At 51.8% G+C, this 15,931-nt stretch carries 19 protein-coding genes; 3 read left to right on the top strand and 16 right to left on the bottom strand.

Going from position 1 to position 15,931, the window contains the following annotated elements:
• Nucleotides 1–51: 51 nt before the first annotated feature.
• From GKG36_RS00610 to GKG36_RS00560, 10 genes are all read right to left on the bottom strand, one after another.
• Nucleotides 52–441 (bottom strand): C-GCAxxG-C-C family protein, encoded by a 390-nt coding sequence (locus tag GKG36_RS00610; protein ID WP_154258576.1) that lies wholly within the window; start codon nucleotides 439–441, stop codon nucleotides 52–54.
• Nucleotides 442–473: 32 nt separating this feature from the next.
• The gene (locus GKG36_RS00605) at nucleotides 474–1,100 is read right to left on the bottom strand and encodes an alpha/beta hydrolase (RefSeq protein ID WP_154258574.1); all 627 of its coding nucleotides are present in this window, start codon (nucleotides 1,098–1,100) and stop codon (nucleotides 474–476) included.
• A gap of 17 nt (nucleotides 1,101–1,117) precedes the next feature.
• A complete protein-coding gene (locus tag GKG36_RS00600; RefSeq protein ID WP_154258572.1) occupies nucleotides 1,118–1,888 on the bottom strand; it encodes an EFR1 family ferrodoxin in 771 nt (256 codons plus the stop codon).
• A 479-nt stretch (nucleotides 1,889–2,367) separates the two neighbouring features.
• A complete protein-coding gene (locus GKG36_RS00590) occupies nucleotides 2,368–2,577 on the bottom strand; it encodes a hypothetical protein (protein WP_154258571.1) in 210 nt (69 codons plus the stop codon).
• A gap of 95 nt (nucleotides 2,578–2,672) precedes the next feature.
• Nucleotides 2,673–3,656 carry a Gfo/Idh/MocA family oxidoreductase gene (locus GKG36_RS00585; protein ID WP_154258569.1) on the bottom strand — a complete coding sequence of 328 codons (984 nt, stop codon included), beginning with the start codon at nucleotides 3,654–3,656 and terminating at the stop codon, nucleotides 2,673–2,675.
• A 202-nt stretch (nucleotides 3,657–3,858) separates the two neighbouring features.
• Nucleotides 3,859–4,236, bottom strand: coding sequence for a desulfoferrodoxin family protein (locus GKG36_RS00580; protein ID WP_097782544.1), 378 nt, complete (start codon nucleotides 4,234–4,236; stop codon nucleotides 3,859–3,861).
• 117 nt (nucleotides 4,237–4,353) lie between these two features.
• Complete coding sequence (locus GKG36_RS00575; RefSeq protein ID WP_154258567.1) at nucleotides 4,354–4,566, bottom strand: HFLK protein; 213 nt, start codon at nucleotides 4,564–4,566, stop codon at nucleotides 4,354–4,356.
• Nucleotides 4,567–4,663: 97 nt separating this feature from the next.
• Nucleotides 4,664–5,161, bottom strand: coding sequence for a hypothetical protein (locus GKG36_RS00570; protein ID WP_154258565.1), 498 nt, complete (start codon nucleotides 5,159–5,161; stop codon nucleotides 4,664–4,666).
• The gene (locus tag GKG36_RS00565) at nucleotides 5,142–6,647 is read right to left on the bottom strand and encodes a DNA methylase (protein ID WP_154258563.1); all 1,506 of its coding nucleotides are present in this window, start codon (nucleotides 6,645–6,647) and stop codon (nucleotides 5,142–5,144) included. The genes GKG36_RS00570 and GKG36_RS00565 overlap by 20 nt, the downstream gene beginning before the upstream one ends.
• A 171-nt stretch (nucleotides 6,648–6,818) precedes the next feature.
• On the bottom strand, nucleotides 6,819–8,873 hold the full coding sequence (locus GKG36_RS00560) for a TIM-barrel domain-containing protein (protein WP_154258561.1): 2,055 nt from the start codon (nucleotides 8,871–8,873) through the stop codon (nucleotides 6,819–6,821).
• 520 nt (nucleotides 8,874–9,393) lie between these two features.
• On the opposite strand from GKG36_RS00560, the gene GKG36_RS00555 reads away from it, so the two are divergent.
• The 3 genes from GKG36_RS00555 to GKG36_RS00545 all read left to right on the top strand — a co-directional run bounded on the left by GKG36_RS00555 (nucleotide 9,394) and on the right by GKG36_RS00545 (nucleotide 11,322).
• Nucleotides 9,394–10,194 carry an SDR family oxidoreductase gene (locus GKG36_RS00555; RefSeq protein ID WP_154258559.1) on the top strand — a complete coding sequence of 267 codons (801 nt, stop codon included), beginning with the start codon at nucleotides 9,394–9,396 and terminating at the stop codon, nucleotides 10,192–10,194.
• Between the two features lie 142 nt (nucleotides 10,195–10,336).
• Nucleotides 10,337–10,816 carry a sigma-70 family RNA polymerase sigma factor gene (locus GKG36_RS00550; RefSeq protein WP_243145065.1) on the top strand — a complete coding sequence of 160 codons (480 nt, stop codon included), beginning with the start codon at nucleotides 10,337–10,339 and terminating at the stop codon, nucleotides 10,814–10,816.
• Between the two features lie 71 nt (nucleotides 10,817–10,887).
• Nucleotides 10,888–11,322, top strand: a complete 435-nt coding sequence (locus tag GKG36_RS00545; protein WP_097774722.1) for a helix-turn-helix transcriptional regulator — start codon at nucleotides 10,888–10,890, stop codon at nucleotides 11,320–11,322.
• A 122-nt stretch (nucleotides 11,323–11,444) separates the two neighbouring features.
• Here the strand turns inward: GKG36_RS00545 and GKG36_RS00540 are convergent, their stop codons facing one another.
• The 6 genes from GKG36_RS00540 to GKG36_RS00515 form a co-directional block, all read right to left on the bottom strand.
• Nucleotides 11,445–12,521 (bottom strand): hypothetical protein, encoded by a 1,077-nt coding sequence (locus GKG36_RS00540; RefSeq protein ID WP_347563244.1) that lies wholly within the window; start codon nucleotides 12,519–12,521, stop codon nucleotides 11,445–11,447.
• Nucleotides 12,522–12,853: 332 nt separating this feature from the next.
• Nucleotides 12,854–13,090, bottom strand: a complete 237-nt coding sequence (locus tag GKG36_RS00535) for a hypothetical protein (RefSeq protein ID WP_005922522.1) — start codon at nucleotides 13,088–13,090, stop codon at nucleotides 12,854–12,856.
• Nucleotides 13,091–13,150: 60 nt separating this feature from the next.
• Nucleotides 13,151–13,534 carry a type II toxin-antitoxin system PemK/MazF family toxin gene (locus tag GKG36_RS00530; protein WP_097782050.1) on the bottom strand — a complete coding sequence of 128 codons (384 nt, stop codon included), beginning with the start codon at nucleotides 13,532–13,534 and terminating at the stop codon, nucleotides 13,151–13,153.
• A gap of 123 nt (nucleotides 13,535–13,657) precedes the next feature.
• A complete protein-coding gene (locus GKG36_RS00525) occupies nucleotides 13,658–14,068 on the bottom strand; it encodes a (deoxy)nucleoside triphosphate pyrophosphohydrolase (RefSeq protein WP_154258554.1) in 411 nt (136 codons plus the stop codon).
• Complete coding sequence (locus tag GKG36_RS00520) at nucleotides 14,065–15,279, bottom strand: Fic family protein (protein ID WP_154258552.1); 1,215 nt, start codon at nucleotides 15,277–15,279, stop codon at nucleotides 14,065–14,067. The genes GKG36_RS00525 and GKG36_RS00520 overlap by 4 nt, the downstream gene beginning before the upstream one ends.
• Nucleotides 15,280–15,417: 138 nt before the next feature.
• Nucleotides 15,418–15,930 (bottom strand): NUDIX domain-containing protein, encoded by a 513-nt coding sequence (locus GKG36_RS00515; protein ID WP_005922551.1) that lies wholly within the window; start codon nucleotides 15,928–15,930, stop codon nucleotides 15,418–15,420.
• Nucleotide 15,931 lies beyond the last annotated feature (1 nt).

The raw sequence follows: 15,931 nt of genomic DNA, 5'->3' as shown, positions 1-15,931 counted from the left end.
GCACCCCTCCAGCACATCCTGCCATGGCAAACAAACAAGATCTTCTTCATCTTACTCTCCCAGCACCTCGCCCAGTGCCAGAACAGCGTTGCGGACGCACTCCGGGCACGGGCACAGCGGTGCGCCGTTCTCTATCCCCTTCAGATCCTTGCAGATGGTAGCACCGCACTTTTCCTGAAAGTTTTGCAGCAGTTCCTTAGAAATGCGGGGTGTGCGCTTGCCGTCGGTGACGATGCCCGCCACCATCACAGCGCCGATCAGTGCGCCGCAGGTGCTCTCCATGCAGCCCATGCCGGCGGCATAGCCTGCGCCCAGCTTCATCAGGGTGTCGGCATCCACCGGCAGCTTGTCCTCAAATGCCTTCAGCACCGCCTGTGCACAGTTGCACTGTCCAGTAGCTTTCCATGCGGCAGCCTGTGCTGCCCGTTCTTCGATGTTCATTTTAAAGTCCTCTTTCTTTGATGAATCGTAGTTTATTCGACATTATCATAAAATTCCTGTAACACTGTTGCCAATTCCTCCGGAGATTCTATGTTTGCTTCATGACCTGCTTTCAGAAGTTCATGGAAGTGGGAATCGCTCAAATAACTGGCAAGTTCCTTTGAGGCTTTTTTGTTTGCGTTGTCCTTTTCCCCACAAACGATCAATGCCGGACAGGACACCTTACATAATGAATCCCTGAAATCCAATTCCGTCATCGTACCGCACAAGCTAATCACATCTGCTTTCTTGAATCCAAATTGCTTGAACATTGTATTCGGCATAAAGCGAAACAGCATATTCTGGAACTTCAATAGCTTTTCAGGCATTTTATATTGTGCTGCAATTAGCACCAGTGCCTTTACTTTATTCGGATGGTCTATCGCATAATTAAGTGCCAGAACAGCACCCAAGGAAAGCCCGCACAAGACGATTTCATCATGTTCCTTATCACACTCTCCTGAGAATGCAGCATACAGTTCCCCATAAGTGGCCGCTTTGTCCTCCAGCATCTCTGCCAAACTCAAGCAGACGCTGCTGTCCGAGACCTTCGTTTCTTTTATTACTCTGTCCCAACTGTCTGGTTTTTGTCCCAACCCATGTAAGTACAAAAACTTCATCTAATTTCCGCTCTCCTTCACACGTCCTGCTGCTTCCTTTCCAGTGCTTCAAAGTGATACCGGGGCTTGCCTTTGCTCTTTTTGCCGTACTCGATGGCTTCTTTGGGGCAGTGGCAGATGCACGCCATGCAATGGGTGCAGTTTTTGCCCCAGACCGGCTTTCCGTTTTCCAAACGGATGTTGTTCAAGGGGCACAACTCCACGCACTTACCGCAGCCGATGCAGGCGTCCGTTGCCCGGAAGGCATCGGCTTTTACAAAGAAGCGATAGAACACCGGGTTCACCGGGCCGCTCATAAAGCGGTCGTAGAGGTTCTCTCTCGGCGGAGGAAATTCCTGCCCGGCCTTGAGCTGCGCCAGCACCTTCTGAAGCGCAGGCTCTGCCTGCTCCACGATGCTCCGTGCCTGCTCCTTTTGAGGTGCATTGAACATGGCAATATAGTTTTCCGGCATGATGATCTGGGCTGTGCCCATATACTGCAGCTGCTTTTGCGCTGCAAGCTGCCGGTTATAGCCTGCCGCATTGCCAATTTCGCTGCCGCAATCCATCACAAACCAGATACGCTCTGCCCTGGTCAGCGCGGTCTTGCCCAGCCACTCCGACACCACCCGGGGGATACGCCATGCGTAGGTAGGCGTGACCAGCACCACGTCACGCCCGGTCTGCACCGGGGCGGTATTCCCTGCCTTGATGCAGGCGTTCAGGTCGTAAAGCGGCATCTCCAACCCTTCGGCAATGCGCCGCGCCAGATACCGGCTGTTGCCGGTTCCCGTAAAATAAAGTACCATGGCTGCTCCCTCATTTTGTGTTTTTCAGTTACCTGTCTGCCCAGCAAGCTGGAACTTATCGGGGCGAGGCCCCTCCATCTTGCTGCCGCAAGACCGTTCGGTCGCTTGAAAGCCCCACTGGGGCTTTCATTGTTCTGCTTCGCTCCACAAACGCGAACTTGTCGGGGCGAGGCCCCTCCATCTTGCTACGCAAGACTGTTCTGTCACTTAAAAGCCCCACTGGGGCTTTCATTGTTCCGCTTCGCTCCACAAACGCGAATTGTTTACTTCTTCGTCTTAGGCGCAATAAGCAACATGACTGTCACAAGAATATATAAACCATACAGTAACCAAGTAATGGTATTGTTCCAAGGAAAACTCATTTCTGGATGGTTCAATGCAAACACTATAAATGCAATAGCTATAATCAGCATTATTAAACCGAGAATCCTTGATATACGCTTTTTCATGCAAAGCACTTCCTTGTCAAACTGGAATTGTTAATCTTGAACTGGTCCTATAATGCCAAATGCTATTGCATCAATAAAAAGCACGAACGCTATCACACAAACAATTAAAATAGTTGCAATGACTTTAATAACAAGTTGTTGATATTGTCTTAAATTACTCTTACTAACAATCCTTAAGACAAAAATCAAAGCAACGAGGATGATAAAAGAAATAATATTATAAAGAACCACTGTTTTCATCTATGTGTCCTTCTTTTTTATATCAATTCCGAGTTGCCGCTCTCCGTATGCCATAGTCTCCGCACGCAAAAAGCCCTTTGCGGCAAGGTGTGTGCTTACACCTCACCCGCAAACTTCATGCCCCAGCTCATGCGGGTGTCGTACATCAGGCGGGTCAAGGCAAGGCTGTCCTGCGGGGTGTAGCGGTCGCTGCCGGTGCGCCCCAGTTTGACGCAGCGGCTTGCTTCCCGGATCTCGTACTCAAAGCCGTTGATGTCCACCGGGCAGCGGATGACCTCCGGCTCTTTGCCCTCCACTTCCAGCGTCATGGTCTCGGCGTGCTGGAAATCCGGCAGGAAAATACTGCCCTTGGTGCCAACGATGCGGGCGTTGCGCTCCAGCTCCTGCCCGATGGTCTGGACAGACTCCGCCTTGCAGCCGCCGGGATAGGTCAGCACAAGGCGGCTGTAATCGTCGGTGCCGTACTCGTTGATGTGCACCTCTTTGGTTTCCACCTTCTCCGGGTCCTGTCCGGTCAGGATGCGCAGAAAGCCCAGATTGTAGATGCCGATATCCAGCAGCGCACCGCCGCCCAGACCGGAATCAAACTTGCGATCCTTCCGGGCACCGGAGGCAACAAAGCCGTACTGACAGGTGATCTGCTTCAGCTCCCCGATGGTGCCCGCCGCAAGAATCTCGCGCAGGCGGTCGTACAGCGGCAGCAGCCAGATCCAGAATGCCTCCATGAGAAAGAGGTGCTTTTCCTCTGCCAGACGGTACAGCTCCCGTGCCTGCTCCGGGCTGATGGTAAAGGGCTTTTCGCACAAAACATGCTTGCCCTGCTCCAAGCAGAGCTTGCAGTTTTCGTAGTGCAGGGTGTTGGGGGTGGCGATATAGATGGCCTCCACCTCCGGGTCGGCGGCAAGGGCTTCGTAGGAGTCATAGCAGCGGGGGATGCCGTACTGCTGCGCAAACGCCTGTGCGCTTTCCATGTGCCGTGACCCCACGGCAACAATCTGCTCCCCCTCTGCGCCCATCTGTTCCACCGTAGACGCAAACTTTTTGGCAATGGTGCCGGTCGCTAAAATTCCCCACTTCATAACGGTACCTCCCATTTTATGGCTTTGGGTCCAGTATACCATGATTTTCCCTTGTGGAAAAGCTTCCGAAAAACAAAAATGCCCCCGGAGGGCTTGTTCCAACTCTCCGGGGACGATTCTATTCACCGGTATCATCCCTCTGGCTGCACGCCAAAACAGGCTCCTGCAAGCGTTTAACCACTGGCAGGAGCCTGTTTATTTCTTAAAGTTTCGTCATCCACAGACCATGCAGGTTGCAGTAGGCGTAGACCGCCACCGGCTTTTCGCTGCCCAGCTCAAACACCGCCTTGGGTGCCTGCCCGGGGGTAAGATAGCGGAGCTGTCCGCCGTTTTCGGTCTCCACAAAGAGCCACTGGATGTGGTGCACATCCACCATGGGGTGCTCCACCGCACCCACCGTAACCGTGAGGGTGCTGCCGGAAAGCTCTGCCACCGGCAGATGCTTTTCGCCGCTGGCTTCCACCGTGTTGGGGAGCAGTTCCTTCATCTTTTCGCCGCAGCAGACCAGCGGAACGCCTGCGTTGTGGATGGTGGTGACCAGGTTGCCACAGTGCTCACAGATATAAAACTTTGCCTTCATATTCAAATCCTCCATCGGAATGTTGTTGGTGTTTCCTGTGGCTATATGATAACATTTCCTAGTTATATTTTCTGTGACTGGATCACGTAAGACAGCCTTGTGCTATGGGAATGCCCCTCAGCTTCCCATGCCGAGGAGCACCAGCACGACCACCACCGCAATGGCGATGAGGCAGCCGCAGCCGCTTCCGTCTCCACCACTGCCGCCACCATTGTTGTGGCCGCCGCCACCGCCACCAGACGAACCGCCGAAGTTGCGGTTGAAAGCCGTCATGTATTGGGCATAGCCCGTGTCGCCTTTGCCGAAATAGCCGTAATCACCGTTTGCCATGGTGTTTTCCTCCGTCTGAAGTGTGTTTTGCTTCTTCTGAGGTCATTTTACCGGAAGAGGTATCCAATAAACCTCTCTTTCAGTATTTTTTGCCGTCTCATTCTTCCCCGATGCCCAGATACGCATCAATGTCCATGATACCCTCCCCGCTGACCTCCACCAGATCTTCAAAGGGCACCACGGTGTCGCCCACCTGCAGGGTGCGGAACACCGGATCGATGCGGTCTGCTTTTCCGGTCAGGGTGAGGTAGCTGCCCACTGCGGGAACCTCCGGGTGAGCGGTATCCTCCTTGAAGTACCGCACCGTGATGGTTATGCCCTTGGTGACCTGCATCAGCCGATCGGACAGAGCTGACATTTCTTCCTCGGTCAAAATGCGCTTGGTCACCCGCTCGGTGCGCTGCTTTTCTGCGGCAAGCTGCTCGTCATAGCCCCGCAGCGGAGAGAAGGGCGAGAAGATCTTAGCCCGGTTCTGTAAAGTCATGCGGGGGTGCTTGCGGAGGGATTCTTCGGTCCGGGGGCGCTCCATCTCTAGGATGTCCCCGTACTTTTTGGCAGTCTCCAGTCCGATCTTACTATTTTTGTAGTTTTCCATCCGAACCTCCTGCGCTGTGCCCACCGATCTGTGCGTTGCGCTGGCGCATGGTGGCACCCTCTTCGTAGCTGCTGGCTTTCAGCACGGCGTTTTTGCCGTACTTGTTCTTGATGCCCAGCATGGCTTGCTGGAGTTTTTTCTCCTTTTCCAGCTTCTTGGTGTCGGTGAAAAAGTCCACCTGATAGATGCCCTCGTCCGGCGTGACCTTGTTGGCGTTGATGGTAATGCGCCGCACCGTCAGCGCCGGGTCGGTGATGCGCTCAAACAGCTTTGCGCTTTCGTTGATGAGGGTGCTGCCCAGATTGGTGGGCGCATCAAACCGGATAGTGCCGTGAGCTGCCTTGGGGATGGTTCTGCCGTAGCGGTCGGTCTGGGTCAGACCACGATAACCGCCCTTGTCCACGTTCTCCCGGTCGTAGCCTATCTCCAAGGTGATGGATTCCGTCACCAGCTTCTTTTCGGTGAGCCGGAACATCAAGATTTCTGCCATTTCCCGGACAATGAGTTTTGCTTTATCATACGGATAAGGAGTGGAAAGCACCTGTCCCTCGCTGATGCTGTTGGTGCTGGGCTTGTAGCTTTTGATTTGCTCTATGCCGCAGGGCTCGTAGCCCCATGCGTGGTCAATAAGGATTTCTGCATCTACGCCGAAAATCTCGTACAGACGATCCTCTCCGTGGATGGAAAACCGTGCCAAATCCCCCATGGTGTAGATGCCGTGGGCTTCCAGCCGTTTGACGGTGCCGGGGCCAGTCATCCAGAAATCCGTCAGCGGGCGGTGGTTCCACAGCAGATACCGATAGGACTGCTCGTCCAGCTCCGCAATGCGAACACCATCCTTGTCCGCCGGGATATGCTTTGCCACAATATCCATGGCCAGCTTTGCAAGGTAGAGGTTGGTGCCGATGCCTGCCGTTGCGGTGATACCGGTGTTGTACAGCACCTCCCGCACCATGGTCATGGCAAGCTCGTGGGCGCTCATGTGATAATAGGGCAGATAGCCCGTCACATCAATGAAAACCTCGTCGATGGAGTAGGGGTAGATATCCGCCGGGGACACATATTTGAGGTAGGTCTTGTAGATTTGAGTGGAAACGTCCAGATACCGCTGCATCCGGGGCGGCGCAACGATGTAGCTCAGCCCCAGCGCCGGGTCTGCGTTCAGGGCACTGGCATCAAAAGAGGTGCTGGCAAAGTGGTATCTGCCGTCCTCTCCCCGGACCGCCTTTTTCTGCCGGATGGCAGTCTGCAGCCGCTGGGCGTTGACCTCTTTCACCCGCTGAACGGCTTCAAACAGCCGTGCTCTGCCGGGTATCTTGTAGGCCTTCAGGGAGGGCGACACCGCAAGGCAGATGGTCTTTTCGGTGCGGGATGCGTCTGCCACCACGAGATTGGTGGTCAGAGGGTCCAGATGGCGGTCTACGCACTCCACCGAGGCATAGAAGCTTTTCAGGTCGATTGCCAGATAGGTGCGCGGCGCTGCCATACTTCAGCCCTCCTTTGCAAAAGCAACAACTATTTATCTTATTATAATAAATCTTTACGCTGTTTTCAAGATGGAATGGCTATTTTATCTGTGATATAGACAACAAAAAAGAGTGGCAGCATTTCAAGCTGAAACGCTGTCACTCTGTAGGAACTGCGTAATGACTGACGATTATCCTTCTACTTTGACCGTAGCACGATCGCACTTTGCGTTTTCATCCGCATCCAGCGTGATATGCACAAAATGTTCCGGCTTATCATAATCCTTTGTCTCGCCGTCATCGGTATAGTATTCATAGGATGCACCATCGGGAGCATAGGCAAGCAGGCGCAGATCTGCAAAGTCCACATCGGCAACGCTCTGGATCTTTTTGCCGTCCTTGGCAAGGGGCAGAAGGTGTCCCTTGCGCATAAAGAACACCACTTCATCCAGCTCCACCGGAATGTAATGATGGCCTGCCGGCAGCACGCTGGTTTCCATGCGGTTGCTTTCGCTGCACTTTACCCGCACCTGCAGCATCTCCTCCGGCAGATAAACATACCGACCTCGGGCATTTTGCTCATATACCGGGGCGATCAACAGGCTTTCACCGATCATCACCTCATCCTCTACCCGGCGGGCAAAGTCGTCCTCCGGGAAGGCGAACGCCAACGGCATACAGTACATGCCGTCGTGCAGGGCAGCTTTCATGTACTCGCTGTAAATGTAGGGCAGCAGCAGGTAGCGCAGTTGTAAAATACCGGCAAAGGCAGCCTTGTTCTTAAAGCGGTAGGGCTCCTGCCGGCGGGTGCCGTCGGCAGAGTGGTTCCGCAGCAGCGGAGAGAAGATGCCCAAGCCGTACCAGCGCAGCACCAGATCCTCCGTGGTATTGCTGCCAAAGCCGCCAATGTCGGGGCCTTCGTACAGGAAGCCGCACATATTCAGGGAGGGCATCATGTGCAGCGCAAGCAGAATGTGGCTCCACCAAGAATGGTTGTCGCCAGTCCAGATGCCGCCATACCGGTGCATCCCGATGCAGGCCGAACGGGAGTATATCAAAATGCGCTTGTCCGGCTCCAGCCGCTCGAAAGCCTCACCTGCCGCACGGGTCATGTTATAACCAAAAAGATTATGTACCTTGTCGTGCCGCATACGCCCCTGTTTGGTGTTGTGGTAGAACAGCTTATAATCGTTTTCGTTGTTGGAAAGCCCTGCCACCATGCCGGTAAAAGCACCAAAGCTGGAAATATCCAGGTTTTGCTTGCTGTATTTCTCAATTTGAGCAAAGGTCTTTTTCAGTCTTTCTTCTGCGTAGAAGATAGCAGGCTCGTTCATATCATTCCAGAAGCCCTCGATCCCCTGATCCAGCAGAACTTTATATTGACTGCCAAACCAAGCACGGGCTTCCGGGTTGAGCATATCAGGGAAGTGTACCCGTCCCGGCCACACACCGGCTACAAAGGGGGTGCCATCCTGATTCGTGCAGAAGTAGCCGTTTTTCACGCCCTCCTCGTACACATCATATCCATCTTCGACCTTGACTGCTGCATCGATGATGGGGACAAGATGAATGCCCTGCGCTTTCATCTCGGCGGCAAAGTCCGCAAAGCGCGGGAAGCGCTGCGCATCCACCGTAAAGTCCTTGTAACGCTCCATGTAATCGATATCCAGAACCACAGCGTCCAGCGGCATATGATTGGCACGGTAATTTGCCACCACCTCGCGGACCTCGTCCTCGTTCATGTAGCTCCAGCGGCTCTGGGCGTTGCCAAAAGCCCATTTGGGCGGAATATAACTGCGCCCCACCAACTGGCGGAACTGGCGCACAATATCGGTCAGGCTCTCGCCCTCAATGATGTAGAGATCGTAATTTTCCTCGGCCACCGTGATGCGTAAGGTATCCAGGTCGGTGTAGCCGCAGTCAAAGGTGACCTTGCCCGGGTAGTCAATAAAAAAGCCAAATGTATCCTTGCCGGACACGATCATAAAATTATAAGCACCGTACAGCGAGGATTTGCCCTCGGTATGGTTGCCGTCATCGGAGCATTTGCTTTCGTACACCCACCCGCGCTTGTTGATACCACGGACGTTTTCGCCAAGACCATACAGGACATCCTGCGGTTCCATGGCATAGGAGAAGCCATCCGGCTCCTTGGTCAGATAGGGTATCGTTTCCATCATGGGCAAAAAAGAACCCACTACACTTTCGGTATCAAACGGTTGACCGTATTGCTTTTTGTAGATCATAGTAAAATATCTCTCCTTTGTTTTTTGAATCGCATGCTGATCCTGTCGAGATAAAAATTTTCTTTAAATCCAAACGATGCAAAATCATCTCGCCCGATGCACCGCGAAACGAAACACCACCATTATGATAGATCGTCTCCCGTATGGCCTGAAATGCATTTTTTCCCAGCCTTACCGTATCGGAAGTGTAGATTTCATCTGTAAGCCTTCTATCGAATTTCCTTTTCATCCTCGTAGAGTTTTGATTCTGCCGCGCACTTCAATTCTGGTATGTCTTTTATGGTCAACTGGCATACTGATTTTTGATCAAGCTTGTACAGCATAGCTAGTATAGTATACTTGCGCAGCATTTCGATTTCAAGCGCTAATTGGCATTGGCTGTGTAAAAAAGAGAGGCCAATCTGCGTAAAAATTTGCGCAAGTTGATCCCTGTGCTTTTTCACAATCCGGCTATCAGTATAGACAGTCATCTTGCGATGCGGTATACTCGAACCAGATCAACATTTTCAGGAGGAAAATCATGGCGGGAGAAAACAACAAGGTCGTTATTGTTACCGGCGGAAGCTCCGGCATCGGACGGTGCACGGCATCCGCTCTGAAAGAGAATGGCTGCATCGTCTATGAGTTCAGCCGCAGAAATATCCCTATGGAGGGTGTTACCCATCTGTCTGTCGATGTGACCGATGAAGATGCGGTCAACGCCGCTGTGCAGCAGGTCATCCAAAAAGAGACCAAAATTGATGCAGTGATCAACTGTGCAGGCTTTGGCATTTCCGGTGCGGTGGAGTTTACGTCCATGGAGCAAGCCAAAGCGCAGTTTGATGTGAACTTTTTCGGGACAGTCACTGTAAATAAAGCAGTTCTCCCCTTCATGCGCCATCAAGGGAAGGGGCATATTGTGAACATCAGCTCTGTTGCTGCCGTAGCGCACATTCCGTTCCAGACCTTCTACTCTGCAAGCAAAGCCGCCGTTTCTTCTTACTCTTACGCTCTGGCAAACGAAGTCAAGCCCTACGGCATCCATGTTACCGTCGTAGAATTGGGTGACATCTGCACCGGATTTACAAAAGCACGTCAGAAAAGCATTCTCGGCGATGAAGAATACGGCGGGCGCATCTCCCGGAGCGTCAGTCAGATGGAGCACGACGAACAAAACGGCATGGACCCGGCACGCATTGGACGGTACATCGCCGGTATTGTGGAGAAAAAGAACCCGGCAGTCGTTTATGTTGCCGGTGCACAGTATAAATTCCTGAGCCTTTTGTGCAAGCTCCTGCCTGCCGCAGCACGAGGAAAGATCGTGGGGAAAATATATGGGTAACAGGCGCATTGCTCCGCAAAGCTGCTATATCCGTATTTTGTAAACAACGAAGCAGAGCTGCTCTCCCCGGAGTCCGGAAAAAAGGCAAGCCCTCCTTCATAAATTACAGTAACCGTTTATGATACTATGGGGAGGGGTCGGCATGTTTTTATCTCTTCTGCAATTTTTTGCCACAAAGTTTCTGGTTTTGGCGCTTCATCTGGAAAGCGGCAGCTTTCCGCGGCCCCTCTCTGCCCGGGAGGAAACCGAAGCCTTTTCCGCACTGCGTGCCGGTGACCTTGCCGCACGGGAAAAACTGATCCGGCACAATCTGCGTCTGGTGGCACACATCGTAAAAAAATACTACGCCCTGCCCGGCGATCAGGACGACCTTATTTCCATCGGCACCATCGGCCTGATGAAAGCAGTGGATACTTTCGACTCTGCCCGTCGGGCACGCTTTTCCACCTACGCCAGCCGGTGCATTGAAAATGCTATCCTCTCCCCGGCGCACTTTCAGATGGAAAAGAGAACCCACTCATTTTTCAAAGCAGCGCAAATGCGTCAAAATGGGTTTTCTGGGCTCAGGAAAGCGGTCACCTTTTTCTACTTCAAAAGGTATCATGTGAGGGTTGTGGTCTAACCCCTCTATACATCTTGCAGGTAACTTTGGCAGGCCCCCGCACTACCGTAGAGGCGCAGGCGTTCTACCGTATGTACCACTCTTACGCCGGCATCCCGGACCCCTGGGACCGTCTGCGTTGGTGCCGCTATGGTCTTGACCTGCTGCAAAAAGAGGTTGCTGCCATGGTGGGCATGGAGGAATGGCTCTATCGGGATCTGGAAAGCGGCGCATTTCACCGCAGCTTCACGCCCGAACTTGCGGACAAGCTCGCCGCCCTTTACGGCATCCCGGTGGAGGATATTCTGGACGACTACACCCTGTTTCTGCACCGGGGCGGAGGAGCCTTCCTCCGCAGATACCGGGAGGCAAAAGGCTGGAACCGTCAGCAACTTGCCGACCACGCAAAGGTCAGCCGGACAAGCATCCGCTGCTGGGAGAGTGGACAAAAGACCATCAGTCAGAAGTGCTTTTGCCATCTGGTGGAAAACCTTGGTTCCGATTTTCCATCTATGCTTCGCATGTGAGGTATGGTAATTTTTCTCCGGTCAAACGAAAAAGCTCGTCTGCAAGCCACGATATGTGGCAGCGCAGACGGGCTTTCGTTATGGAATCATTCTGTTTCAATTATTCTGATATTTGCTCTGACTTACATGGCGTTCCGTAAAACACGCAGTCGTTCTTCAAACGTTGCTTTCCATGCCGGATGCTCGGAGAATACGGTGTGCTCCACCTGACGGACTTGGTTCAGTCCGATGTTCCGCACCGCTTCCACTGCAGCATCTTTTTGGCTCAGATGGCGTTTTCCCACGGTCAGACAGTTTGCGCCTTCTGGCGTGTCGTACTGCTGAAACGCCCGGTTGAAGTCCATCAGGTCATGCAGACGGATGGGCTGATTGGTTTCGTTGTCTACCAGCAGACCCCAATTTTCCCAATGACGGTCAGTATTGCCCACCAGATAATCCAGAATGTTCATCATATAGTAGCCGGGAGCATCCAGCTCTAAGATCTTATCCAGCGTATTCCAATCACGGTTCGTGCAGTAGACGTCATAGGCTGCATAGGTCACAAGACTGTATCGCTGAGATGTCATGATTTTGCTGATAGAAACCGGCTCATTTTCAAACATTCCCTGCTCATACAGTATCTGATGGCAGTCAAAGCACCGGCAGATTTTGCTTGCCAGCACTTCACGTTCCACCGCATCCCTGCCGCCATCCTTGTAAAGATAGAATCCATCCTCTTTGCGCACCCATGCTTTGGGGTACAAGCCGCCCGTAGACAGGTCATTTGCCAGAAGATGGGCGTTTGTCACCGTCATTTGGTGCCCCCGCAGCGCAATATCCACAAGCGCATTGCTTAAGGAGTGTGCAAAAAGGTTGATATCCTCGAATCGAATCTTCTCGTTTTCTTCTTTCACCCAGAACACATCCAGCAAAGACAGACAATGGTAGGATAACGCAATCTGTGCTCGTTCCCTGTCCGTAACGCTCTGAGATGCACCGATACTGTTCAGGATTTCCTTGGCGTAGGTGCGATCCAACGTCAACATCCGGGAGGCGCACCAATAGTAAAAGTTCGTTACATTATTGATGCGCTCGTCAAAATCATCCGATTCCACCAGAACCAGATCATAGGGCATGAAATCCTCGAGGCAGATCCTGCATTCCCCTGTCGTGCTGAGTTGTGCCACACAGCTTTCCCGGTGCATGATCTCGTAAAACATGGTTTTCATCCCTCCCTGCGTTCTGTGTCTTGCTCTGTATTTATATTACCTTCTTTTTTCACGGGACGCAAGAGCTTTTACTTTTCAAAAAGCTTTTTCTGCTGCTCCATCAGGACGGTTTCGATACGCTCTTTCAGCAAAAAGTGAAACTGTTTTGAGTGTTATGCAATGCCATAGGATACCATATTGGCTGCCAGCAATCAACAGCTTTGTTGTGTCAGCCGCATTTCAAAAGACTTATGTAGCACAAAAAGCCCCACGCTCAACACTGCCTCTGAATCTGACCGTCTCTGGTCAGAGCAGAAAAGCATATGTTGAGCGTGGGGCTTTGTTTATCGGCTCGGCTGCCAGCCGGGCTTTTGGTGTTCCTTGGGTTTGTAAGTTCCTTTGGTAGTATCGATCACCGCCTGCAGCAATTCGAGCTTCTGCCATGTGGGGCAGTTCAGACGGTCGATTTTTTCGATCACATAGTTGGCGTGGGCGGTTGCGACCCGTTTTCCGAGTTCGTCCCATCCCTCTTTCGTTTTGGGGTAATGTACCACCACTTCAATGGGGGCACTCTTTCGCATGGCTCACTCACCTCCGATTACATCACTATCACCTCATTTTTACGGGTTACTGGTTGTCCGCTATTCGCTGCGGTTTCCGCTCAGAACATTCAGAGCCAGACTGACCAGCAAAGCCATATCAATGCGGAGCATTTCAGCCTTGCTGGCATAGCCCATAAAGCGTTCGATGCGGGATTTATCGATCGTGAAGATCTGCTCCAGAAGAATCATGGACGGTTCTTCAAAGGCCGGGTTGAAATCCACCAGCACATGGGTGGGCTGGTTTTTCTTCTTTTCCGTCCGGGTGGTAACAGTTGCAACGATCAATGTAGGCGAATGACGGTTTCCAATGTTGTTCTGCAGAACTACCACAGGGCGTTTCCCGCCCTGTTCCGAGCCGATATGCGGCTCCATGTCTGCATAGTAGATGTCCCCTCTGAGATATCTCCAATTGTTCGGTAACATAAAAATCCCCGTGGAATGAAACGCCCTCATAGCCAAGAAGATTTACGAATCCTCTCAACTATGAGGGCATTGTTTTTATTCGTGCGGTTCCATGGTCAGATTATGCTGCAAAATTCAAGTGAGTCACTTTTTCTTTACCATTGAGCTTCTGATAACATCCAAAATGGTCCGATCCGCCGGGAGCCACGGAACGGAATCAATGTCATCTTTTGTCAGCCATCGTGCAGCTTCCGCTTCTTTCAGCACAAGCTCGCCGGAAACCACTTCACACCAGAAGCAGTCCATGGAAAGACGAAACGCCGGATAATCGTACTCGATTGTACCAATTAAATCCTCCACGGCGATTTCCGTGTCCAGTTCTTCTTCGATTTCCCGCTTCAGAGCCTTCTGCGGGGTTTCGCCCGGCTCGATTTTGCCGCCCGGAAACTCCCACTGGCCTTTATAGTCGCCATAACCGCGGGCAGTGGCGTAGATTTTGCGCTTTTCCTGCATGGAGTCGCAGATCACAGCGGCCACAACACGAATCGTTTTCATAACGTTCTCCTTTTGGATTCATTAGGCCGACCGTCAGAAGTCCCACCGACACGATAGAACACCCTGTTTCCTGCTTTTCTTGCAGTAACCAGCCCCATCTCATGGAATTTCATCACAAACGTCCGAATGGTTGCATACGCAGCGTTTCGGAAATCCTTTTCCAGCTGCTTTGTGGTAAACTCCTCTGCACCATAAGCAGACAGAACATACTCCCAGAGCAGCCGTTCTTTTTCTGTGATTTTTCCTTCCGCAAGAGCAGTTTGATATACCTCAAGATCAGTTTTCGGCGGGACTGCATCCACCTGCAGGCGGTTATAGACCTCATTGCAGAAGTAGAACAGAAAGGGAGTCACATCCGTATAGCCGGAAATCAGAGCATTTCTCTCCACGCGTTCGTAGGCTTTGTAATATGCCTCCTTGTTTTCAGCGATGTATCGGGAAAACGGCGTGAACAGTGCCGCAGGATAGCCCTGCTGAACAAGATACCAGAGGTGGAATAGCCGTGCAGTGCGTCCATTCCCGTCAAAATAGGGGTGGTAGTATGCAAAAGCAAAGTGCAGAATGGCAGCCTTATGCAGCTCATTGATGCCGTCATTGGCATTCGCAAAATCGACAAGACATTTCATGGCACCGGGAAGCCGCTCTGCTGGAAGTCCCGGTCTGGGTTCTTCACCGCCCACAATAAAAACCTCGCCATGCCGATAAAAGTGGTTTGGCAGTAATCGCTCTTCATCCGGGAGATAATCCCCTGTGCTGATCTGATATAGGTGATGCAGATTCTCCTCGGTGATCCTATTCTGACGATTCGCGATAAACTCCAGTCCGCGCTTCATACCATAGATGCGGGCTTCTTGTTCATCACGAGGGGCATAACCATCGAGGATATAACGGATACTGCTGCGGGTCGAGCGGATACTTTCAATTTGAAAAGTAGCATAAATTTCCTCGGTCATCGCCGACAAACCGAAGTTTTGTCCACTGACAGGGACAGAGAGCAACTGCTTCATACCATTTGTTGAAATTTGCGCGAGGTTCGGCAGGTAAAACAGCTTATTTCCAGAAAAATCAGTCAACGGCAGAGGCTGCGCAAAGTTTTGCCGCAGCAATTCGGCAAATTCTTTGACGCTGACAGTCGAGTACTTGTATTCCATCCGATTGAGTTCAAACAAATGCTTATCTGAAAGCATTTTGGCAAACTGTGCCCCATCCATTCTGTCCACCTCGCAGTTGATACTTATTGATACTATATAGTATCAATATATCGATTCTTTATAAAAAAGTCAACCGAAACAGGCCGAACCAACTTTTTTCCATACTCTCCGTCAAAATTCCCGTGGTTCCGTCACGGATCACATCTCCATCGGCTTATTCCCCACTTCGTCCAGATACGCATTCAAAAATTCCGCTGCAAGGCTGTTGGGACGGATGTTTTCTCTGGCTTCCTGTGGGGTGAACCACTTGCAGCGGTCCACTTCGTGGTTGATATGCAGCGCCTTTGCGGTTCTGACGAAAGCCGTAAAGTTGCACATCAGCGTGTTAGACGGCTCAAAAAACTTGGTACGGTTGAATCGGAGGTGCTCTACTTCCAACCCGGTTTCTTCCCGGACTTCCCGTACCACGGCGTGTTCTTCTGCCTCACCGCGGTTCACATATCCAGCCACCAGAATATAAGAGGGCTTGCCGTACTGCTGGATGAGCAGAATTTTCCCGGTCTCCTCATCCACAACAATCATGCTGACTGCCACATTGTACATCGGGAACCGGTATTGCTGGCATTTCGGGCAATAAGGCACAATGCCCTCTTCTTCCAGTTCTTTTTCAATCAATGCCGTACCGCATTCAAAGCAATGCTTCTGAATCATT

This window comes from Faecalibacterium sp. BIOML-A1, assembly GCF_009679715.1.
Lineage (GTDB): Bacteria > Bacillota > Clostridia > Oscillospirales > Ruminococcaceae > Faecalibacterium > Faecalibacterium taiwanense.
This window is presented reverse-complemented; position numbering and strand designations above follow the sequence as displayed.

Coding starts and splice junctions, on each gene's coding strand:
- GKG36_RS00610 (WP_154258576.1), bottom strand. CDS start 441: ATGAACATCGAAGAACGGGCAGCACAGGCTGCCGCATGGAAAGCTACT.
- GKG36_RS00605 (WP_154258574.1), bottom strand. CDS start 1,100: ATGAAGTTTTTGTACTTACATGGGTTGGGACAAAAACCAGACAGTTGG.
- GKG36_RS00600 (WP_154258572.1), bottom strand. CDS start 1,888: ATGGTACTTTATTTTACGGGAACCGGCAACAGCCGGTATCTGGCGCGG.
- GKG36_RS00590 (WP_154258571.1), bottom strand. CDS start 2,577: ATGAAAACAGTGGTTCTTTATAATATTATTTCTTTTATCATCCTCGTT.
- GKG36_RS00585 (WP_154258569.1), bottom strand. CDS start 3,656: ATGAAGTGGGGAATTTTAGCGACCGGCACCATTGCCAAAAAGTTTGCG.
- GKG36_RS00580 (WP_097782544.1), bottom strand. CDS start 4,236: ATGAAGGCAAAGTTTTATATCTGTGAGCACTGTGGCAACCTGGTCACC.
- GKG36_RS00575 (WP_154258567.1), bottom strand. CDS start 4,566: ATGGCAAACGGTGATTACGGCTATTTCGGCAAAGGCGACACGGGCTAT.
- GKG36_RS00570 (WP_154258565.1), bottom strand. CDS start 5,161: ATGGAAAACTACAAAAATAGTAAGATCGGACTGGAGACTGCCAAAAAG.
- GKG36_RS00565 (WP_154258563.1), bottom strand. CDS start 6,647: ATGGCAGCGCCGCGCACCTATCTGGCAATCGACCTGAAAAGCTTCTAT.
- GKG36_RS00560 (WP_154258561.1), bottom strand. CDS start 8,873: ATGATCTACAAAAAGCAATACGGTCAACCGTTTGATACCGAAAGTGTA.
- GKG36_RS00555 (WP_154258559.1), top strand. CDS start 9,394: ATGGCGGGAGAAAACAACAAGGTCGTTATTGTTACCGGCGGAAGCTCC.
- GKG36_RS00550 (WP_243145065.1), top strand. CDS start 10,337: ATGTTTTTATCTCTTCTGCAATTTTTTGCCACAAAGTTTCTGGTTTTG.
- GKG36_RS00545 (WP_097774722.1), top strand. CDS start 10,888: ATGTACCACTCTTACGCCGGCATCCCGGACCCCTGGGACCGTCTGCGT.
- GKG36_RS00540 (WP_347563244.1), bottom strand. CDS start 12,521: ATGTTTTACGAGATCATGCACCGGGAAAGCTGTGTGGCACAACTCAGC.
- GKG36_RS00535 (WP_005922522.1), bottom strand. CDS start 13,090: ATGCGAAAGAGTGCCCCCATTGAAGTGGTGGTACATTACCCCAAAACG.
- GKG36_RS00530 (WP_097782050.1), bottom strand. CDS start 13,534: ATGTTACCGAACAATTGGAGATATCTCAGAGGGGACATCTACTATGCA.
- GKG36_RS00525 (WP_154258554.1), bottom strand. CDS start 14,068: ATGAAAACGATTCGTGTTGTGGCCGCTGTGATCTGCGACTCCATGCAG.
- GKG36_RS00520 (WP_154258552.1), bottom strand. CDS start 15,279: ATGGATGGGGCACAGTTTGCCAAAATGCTTTCAGATAAGCATTTGTTT.
- GKG36_RS00515 (WP_005922551.1), bottom strand. CDS start 15,930: ATGATTCAGAAGCATTGCTTTGAATGCGGTACGGCATTGATTGAAAAA.